Below are 6,605 nucleotides of genomic sequence, written 5' to 3'. Positions count from 1 at the left end.
CGAGAGTCGGGATCTCGGAGCGCGAGATGCCGAGATCGGAGAGTTCGCGCTGCGACAAGCGGTTCAGCTCGGTGGCCGTGTTGCGATACTGGCGCCAAGCGTTGAAGGAGCGAGCGAGGTTCATAGGAGGCTTCCTTGTCTGTCCGGCCTCTCATCGGTGGTGGCCGGCGCGTTCGTGTTCTTTCGATGCCCAGAACCTACGCCTCGCCTACGCCCGGCAGTAGCGCAAAGACCGAAGGGGAGCCCTGCGTCTCTTCGCTATCGGTGGCTTGCACGGACGATATGCAGCCTACGCATGGATCGCGCCCGGGCTCGTCTTACAAGAAGGTCCATCATGGTGTTGAACGCCATCGCCACTTTGCGCGAGGCCCAGCCTTTGCGCGTCGCCAACCGCGGCGAACGGCCGAACGAGCGATCGACTTTGCGCCTGGGAGTTTTCGATGATCGTCCCGCGCACTCGCGCGAGGGGCCGTGACATGGTCTGGATCCTGTCACGCACTTGTCGCGAAGTCCGGCTAGATCGGCGGCGCGGCGAAAGCCTTGAGGGTCGCCGGGCAAAGCGCCCGGCATCCTCCCCAATTGCCAAGCTCGAACGCAAAGGCGCATCTAGCAAAGCGAGCGCCCTGCGAGACTGGTGGCTGACGATCGAACACCTGTATGCGGCCTGTATCTTACCCTTCGATCTCGCCGCCGCACAGGCAGCAGCTCGTCTCCATGGATCGTGCCCGAGACGCTGGAAGCGATCCCGGATTTGCGGACGTCGCGATCGCTGCAACGGCCCATGCGCGAGGCCTCACTCTTCTGACCCGGAACGCGAAGGGTTTCGCTCCGATGGGCGTCGAGTTTTGCAATCCCTATGAGCGTCTTCCCCCAATCTGTGGGAAAGGATCGACCGCGATTGCAATTAGCGTTCGTGATCGTCACCCTTTATGGGCCGAGACCCTTTTAGGAGCTTGAGGAGAGCAACGACCAGAGCGCGATCCCCACCCCCTGAACCTGTCATGTCGACCAATCTCGCATTCTAGCCGGCGCCGTCTTCTCCTCGAAGCCACTGTGCCACCAGTGCGCTAGACAGCAAGCACGGCCCAGAGGTCGCCTTGCTATCTTAATCTGAAGACCCCTCTCAGCCACGGGCCTCCCACGGATCGATCATGGCAACGTCAGCAACATCGAAGGCACTTCGATCGCGGGTGGCGACGATGAAGCCGCGCGAGATTGCAACTGCGGCGATGTACCCGTCCAACACGGAAAACCTCGACCGGCGGTGCGGGCCTTGACGGCCAGATCGGCATAGTGCCGAGCTGCCTCGGTATCGAATGGCAGCACGCGGCCCTCGAAAAGCGGTAGGAGGCCGTTCAGGGCCGCAGTGAGGCGCCGCCGCCGCTGGCCGTCAAGCAAGGAGGCCACGCCGAACAAGAGTTCGCCTCCGGCCGCATCGTTTCCGAGATCACTGTCGTGTCGAGAAGGATCATCCGAGCGCAATCGGTTCGGCTGGTGCCTGTTCCTTCGCCGCATTGAGCGCGTCAATATCCGCATTGGTCAAACCGGCCTTCCGCCCAAGTTCGAACAGAGTGGTGTCAAGCCGAAGGCGGGTCTCAGGTCGCACAGCTGCCTCGAGAATGGCACGCATTTCCGCCTCGGCGCTCCGGCCGTGCTGCGCCGCGCGCGACTTTCGCGCGCGATGCGTCTCATCGGGAAGGTTGCGGATCGTGACGGCGGGAATGGTGGCGACCCCGAATTGAAGCGATGATGCTATCAATCTAAGAAGGTTGATAGCATCGCACAACGCCAAGTCTCCGAAGGTGGAAACGTCCCCTTCTGCTTATGGATTCCATCACCCCAAGGGGCTGTCCTCCTTAGTCGAGGAAGTGATCGAGCGGGATTGGCACGGACCCGATCCGAATTTCTCGGCAACGCAAACCGAAAAATTCAAACAGCTCAAATCGCGTTGAATATTCCGTTAATTATAGATTTATCACCCTTTAACCGATTCATCAATTTACCGTTTCAACATTTAACAAGTCCATCAACGCGAGGCATGTGTCGGCCCGTGCTTTCTCGATCGGAGCTTTATCCAGTACGAAAAACGCTCTGCGACTGGTGGCTCGGATTTCTCGCACGTTCAGATTGGCGCGGCGCTTGTCCCAAACCCGATCTTCAATGCTGTTCTATGGCCCGTTTTGAGGGCCTCATAAGAGGTATGATTGAGAGATTGGTTTTTGGGTGTCAGGAGTGTCACCCCTGCTTTCCCTGAAAGAACCGACCCGGAGAATGGGAGGAATGTCGCCTTCGGGGTCTCGGCCAGCCAGCGTGCCAGCCCTTTCGCTTCTTCGAAGAACGGCAGTACCTTCTCCGTGATCCGCACCGTGAGGCCGAGATGAAGCCCTCGGGCGTTCCGGCGCGTCTCCAGCTCGACATAGCCGAAGCGCACGAGGTCTACGAGGTAGCGGCGGATCGTGCGAGCCGAGCGCGCCATCACGGCGCCCATGGTGCCCTTCGTGATGGTCGTCTCCCTGCTCTTTCCGCAACGAGCGCGTAGCACCTGCAGGAAGGCCTTGGCGTTCGGTGTCAGCCGATCATCGCGAGCAGCCGTCGTTGCCATGTCGCCGGCATATTGGCGGCTCTCATTCGGAGATGGACGGGCATGGCGGGGGCGCTGACTGCGTTTCAAACGCAGCGAGGCTTCAGGCTGGGGCGACGCGACCATGGCGCCGATCGCTGCTGACCGGCGCGAAGCTTCGGCGCGTGAGATCAGGCCCGCCGCATGGTCGCGCCAAATGGCGGCCCGGGCGAGGAAGTCGGGATGCGGCTCACTGGATGATCCTCCAGCGAGCGCAAAGAGATCCGTTAGGGTGTGGCCATCATGACCATACCCAGCCGCTCGCGCTCCCTGGCGTAGGGGCGCACGGTATCGTTCTGCCGTCATCGGTTCTTCCTTGCGCGAGGCAAAGCGAGGCCGTGGCGGGAAGCCGCGATTTCATTTGACGATGAAGGCGAAGGGGCGTAATCCTGAGGACAACCACGACCTCAGATCAGGCTCCAGGCGGCTCCCGCTTCGGGGCCTTTTCTATGCCTATGGCCTCTCCTCATTGAAGGTTCGAACCAGCATCATGTCACGTGCTGCTCGAGCACGGCAGCGTCGGCCGGTGTAAAAGCTTCCAGGTCTGCCTTTGCCAGGAGAACCCGAATGACTTCAGATCGAGAGGTAACGCCTAGGCGATCCTTCAATCGATCGAGTGTCGCAATCTCATCCTCGCGCAAGACGGTTTCCGTCGAACGCATTCCTATAGCCCGACGGCGAGCGCGGGTTTGGGCAATTCTCGATGTCTTCTCAGCCATATCGAATCCCTTCCATCGGAACTAGGTTCCTTGTAAGCGAGTTTCGATGCCGATGCTATGGTATTAAACGCCTGTCTGGTCAGGCTGAGGCAAGACACTTTTGGTGAATCGGTTAAACAGTCGAGCGGTGAAACGGTGGCAGGGTGAAAACGTTAGCGATAGCGAGCCGCAAAGGCGGTTCGGGCAAGACCACCACGGTCGTTCATATAGCGGGTCTCGCTGATGCCGATGGTGGATGCGTCATCGTAGACGCCGATCCTCAGGGATCGGCTTCGGCTTGGTACGAACTGCGGGAAGCCGAGCGCCCCTATGTCGTGGCAGCCCCCCAGAACGGGATCCGTGGGGTTACCGAAACCGCTCATGCCGAAGGGTTCGCCTGGAGCATCATCGATCTACCGCCGCACAACGAGGCGTCGATCTCCGAGGCCATGCGCCTAGCCGACCTTGTGTTGGTCCCCGTTCGTCCGAGCCTTTTCGATCTGCGAGCTGCCGAAAGCACGATCAGCATGGCGCGGACGCTGAAGAGGCCAGCCATCGCAGTTATCACTGGTGCGCCTCCGGGCATGACAGGTGGCGAGGCTTCGATTGTGAAGGAGGCAAGGGGTTACCTCGCCAGTCTGCCAGTAGACGTCTGTAAGGCGACGATTGGGCAACGTGCAGCCTTCTCCCACGCCCTCCTGTCTGGATCGAGCGCCGGCGAATACGAGCCAGAGGGAAAGGCTGCGCGAGAGTGTGTGATTTTGTGGCGCGAGTTGAAGGAGCGCATGAAGTGACGAAGCGACCTAGCATTGCCAGCCTTGCCCCGAAGAAGGGTGGAGTGATTGCCTCAGTCGAAGTCGAGCAGCAGGCCTCCGAGGAGGCTCCGCGCACTGCAACTCGTGATCAGACGACGTCCTACAAAGCCGTTCTTGCGAAGGTGGACGAGGAAACGCACCGCGCTCTGAAGATCCTCTCCGCCAATGAGGGAACTCCGATCGGCGACCTTTTTGTCGAAAGCCTAAACCTCCTTTTCAGGAGCCGCAATTTGCCTGAAATTGCGATGAAGGTAACGCCTGATGAGAGAAGCAGAGCGCGATGAAACCGCGATTAGGGCCATCATTGCGCCTTTCGTTATGCCCAGTGCGCAACTCATCGAATCTTATTTTAACCGACTCACCGAAGTTAATTTAAAGCGCAGTGACGTCGGAATTGATGGCCTCGGCGCAGACCAGCGATTGGATGGCTTCATAAATTGCTAAAATCGCCTTCTCCTGCCGTTTGCATCCGGAATAGCCATTCTTCTTGCCATAGCGTTCCAAGTCGCCTCCAGGCTCATTTTTAGGAACATGGAGGTGAGATGGTTTGGGTGGTGAAGAACGAATTATTCCTTCGGCCAAGAGCCCCCTTGGGGATGCATCATGCACGAGCATTGCAACGCGTGAGCGTCATGACAAGCTGCGTAAGGAGGGGCTGTAGCAAAAGCGATGGTCAGCCTTTGGATGTCTCTCCAAAAAGGACAGCCGCTGCTGATTTAAGCGACAGAGCGTTCGCTAATCCAGGGACTGCGATAGACAACGAAGTCCATTTCGTTTGGGTGGTTTCGAGAGTTCTGAGGTCGATTGTCGGGGCTAAGCGGAGCTGTTTTTTCGAAAAACCAGTTCCGGGAAACTCCGTCATTTTTGTCAAAATTCGCGTGCTGAAGGTTTTTGGACGTTTTTCTAGTTTTTTCTTTAGTTTTAGAGAAAATCCCCTTCTTGAATCAAAGCCTTAACGGCGATTTTAGGAGTGATGTACGGTTTTGACGGAATGATGTACGGCGTTGACAGAATGATGTACGGTTTTTTTGGCAGTGATGTACGGTTTAGCCCTTCACCAGAAGGACGTTGATCGATTGCAAGAGCCAGAATTTTTGTCAAAACCGGGCGGACTGATGTACAGCGTTTTGACAGTTCGGGGAGAAGGCCACGCAGGCCATTTTGTCAAAGCTACCCGGACTGATGTACGGCATTTTGACATGACGCGTTGAAAGCTGCAGCCGCTTTTTGTCAAACCATCACGGACTGAAGTACGGTGTTTTGTCAGTCCTTCCCGCTCATCTCGGTCATCGTGTCCAGCCGCTTGCTCATATAGAGCACCTGCCCTCTATCCCCTTTTCGCAACTCCAAATTATAGTCGGGAAGAGGATCCTCCTTCGTTCCCTCGACCAATCGTTCGAGTGCTTGTGCGAATTTATGAGGTGGCAATCGCGAGCCGCTCCGCACGTGAACGTCGTCGACGCGGTAAAAGGCCTCTCCTTCTCCCGCAGTCTTTCGTGCTAGGCGATAGATGAATTTTGCTAGGGGGCGGGCAATCAGGAAATAATCGGGATTGAGCGTCAGGATCGATGGCTTCCCAGAAGGGGTGACAACGCCTTCATAGACCCAGCCTGGGATCTCAATCTCGACCTGATCAATCTTGTCCTGGACAGTGCGCGATACGACCTTGAAATGCCCAATGAGCGGAAAGGCTTCGGTCTCACGACGTCTCCCATCACTGAGATTGGTGATCTTGATGCGCGTAGCCTGCAGGCGATCGAGAGCCTTCTCCAGTTCCAGATATTGCTTGCCCCCAAGATCGCGCCGGCAGAATTTCAAGAGCTCAGCTGCCGCAGGGCGATAGACGCGAGCGGGAATGGTCGGCCGCAACCCCTTTTTCTGAGCGATCCCATAGTCGCGCATCTCGGCCGCGAGATGCGAAACCATGTTGATGAAGATGTCGTAGTCGTAGGCTGTCGCTAGCCCGACCTCGGCACCGCCTTCGATCGTAACGATGCTGTCCTTCAGTTCGTATCGCAGAACGCCACCCTTCACGGTCTTCGACAACGAGAAGGGGGCGATATCCATCAGGTTGAGATCGTCCTTGACCGGGGCATCATGCACAGTGGGGACAAAGAACGAGAGCTGATCGTCATCCAGCGGCGCGGCTCGCTTGATGGGGCGAACTTGGCTGGGCGCATCGTGCATGATGGCCTTCTGAACCTCGCCTAGGTGAATGGCTTCGCCCCATTTCCCCATAGCGGTCCGCAGGCGCTCATTGGCGATCTTTTCGAGCTGGAGATCGGCAAAGCTACGTCGGGAGTAGAAGCGACGCAGGCGGCTTAGCGCGTCCTTGTCCAAAGGCTCGAACGCTTCTGCACGGGCGGTCTGGATCTCCTTGACCACACCCTGGAGGTAGGCGTTCTTCTCGTGGAGCGAGAGAGCCGCAAAGGCTTCGCGCGCCAAAAGATCGAGTTTATGCCTGCTCATGAA

8 protein-coding genes and 1 pseudogene are annotated in these 6,605 nt (G+C 57.8%); 2 read left to right on the top strand and 7 right to left on the bottom strand.

The features are described 5' to 3' along the window. The 5 genes and pseudogenes from AUL32_RS24840 to AUL32_RS24825 all read right to left on the bottom strand — a co-directional run. The coding region (locus AUL32_RS24840; RefSeq protein ID WP_082660087.1) for a DUF1127 domain-containing protein at positions 1-124 on the bottom strand (124 nt) is incomplete at its 3' end. Positions 125-1,123: 999 nt separating this feature from the next. Beyond that, positions 1,124-1,472, bottom strand: a pseudogene (locus AUL32_RS24835) (PIN domain-containing protein). Then, the gene (locus AUL32_RS23555; RefSeq protein WP_062120816.1) at positions 1,469-1,723 is read right to left on the bottom strand and encodes a FitA-like ribbon-helix-helix domain-containing protein; all 255 of its coding nucleotides are present in this window, start codon (positions 1,721-1,723) and stop codon (positions 1,469-1,471) included. The pseudogene AUL32_RS24835 and the gene AUL32_RS23555 overlap by 4 nt, the downstream one beginning before the upstream one ends. A gap of 399 nt (positions 1,724-2,122) precedes the next feature. Beyond that, positions 2,123-2,926 (bottom strand): helix-turn-helix domain-containing protein, encoded by an 804-nt coding sequence (locus AUL32_RS24830; RefSeq protein WP_244498031.1) that lies wholly within the window; start codon positions 2,924-2,926, stop codon positions 2,123-2,125. 182 nt (positions 2,927-3,108) lie between these two features. Continuing rightward, positions 3,109-3,282 (bottom strand): ribbon-helix-helix protein, CopG family, encoded by a 174-nt coding sequence (locus tag AUL32_RS24825; RefSeq protein WP_244498033.1) that lies wholly within the window; start codon positions 3,280-3,282, stop codon positions 3,109-3,111. A 200-nt stretch (positions 3,283-3,482) separates the two neighbouring features. Here AUL32_RS24825 and AUL32_RS23545 point away from each other — a divergent pair, with 200 nt between their 5' ends. Next, entirely contained in the window at positions 3,483-4,112 is a 630-nt protein-coding gene (locus AUL32_RS23545; RefSeq protein ID WP_082660085.1) for an AAA family ATPase, read from the top strand. Then, positions 4,109-4,417: a ribbon-helix-helix domain-containing protein gene (locus AUL32_RS23540; RefSeq protein ID WP_156421605.1), complete on the top strand. Its 309-nt coding sequence runs from the start codon at positions 4,109-4,111 to the stop codon at positions 4,415-4,417. Before AUL32_RS23545 ends, AUL32_RS23540 begins: the two co-directional genes overlap by 4 nt. 88 nt (positions 4,418-4,505) lie before the next feature. Here the strand turns inward: AUL32_RS23540 and AUL32_RS26340 are convergent, their stop codons facing one another. Together AUL32_RS26340 and AUL32_RS23535 are read right to left on the bottom strand one after the other, a co-directional pair. Then, entirely contained in the window at positions 4,506-4,637 is a 132-nt protein-coding gene (locus tag AUL32_RS26340) for a hypothetical protein (RefSeq protein ID WP_280137600.1), read from the bottom strand. 759 nt (positions 4,638-5,396) lie between these two features. Further along, complete coding sequence (locus tag AUL32_RS23535; protein ID WP_062120808.1) at positions 5,397-6,602, bottom strand: replication initiator protein A; 1,206 nt, start codon at positions 6,600-6,602, stop codon at positions 5,397-5,399. Positions 6,603-6,605: the final 3 nt, after the last annotated feature.

The organism is Aureimonas sp. AU40 (assembly GCF_001463785.1).
In the GTDB taxonomy this organism is placed as follows: Bacteria; Pseudomonadota; Alphaproteobacteria; order Rhizobiales; family Rhizobiaceae; genus Aureimonas.
Note: the sequence above shows the minus strand (reverse complement) of the source record. Positions and strands in the feature narration are given on the sequence as shown.

Coding starts and splice junctions, on each gene's coding strand:
- AUL32_RS24830 (WP_244498031.1), bottom strand. CDS start 2,926: ATGACGGCAGAACGATACCGTGCGCCCCTACGCCAGGGAGCGCGAGCG.
- AUL32_RS24825 (WP_244498033.1), bottom strand. CDS start 3,282: ATGCGTTCGACGGAAACCGTCTTGCGCGAGGATGAGATTGCGACACTC.
- AUL32_RS23535 (WP_062120808.1), bottom strand. CDS start 6,602: ATGAGCAGGCATAAACTCGATCTTTTGGCGCGCGAAGCCTTTGCGGCT.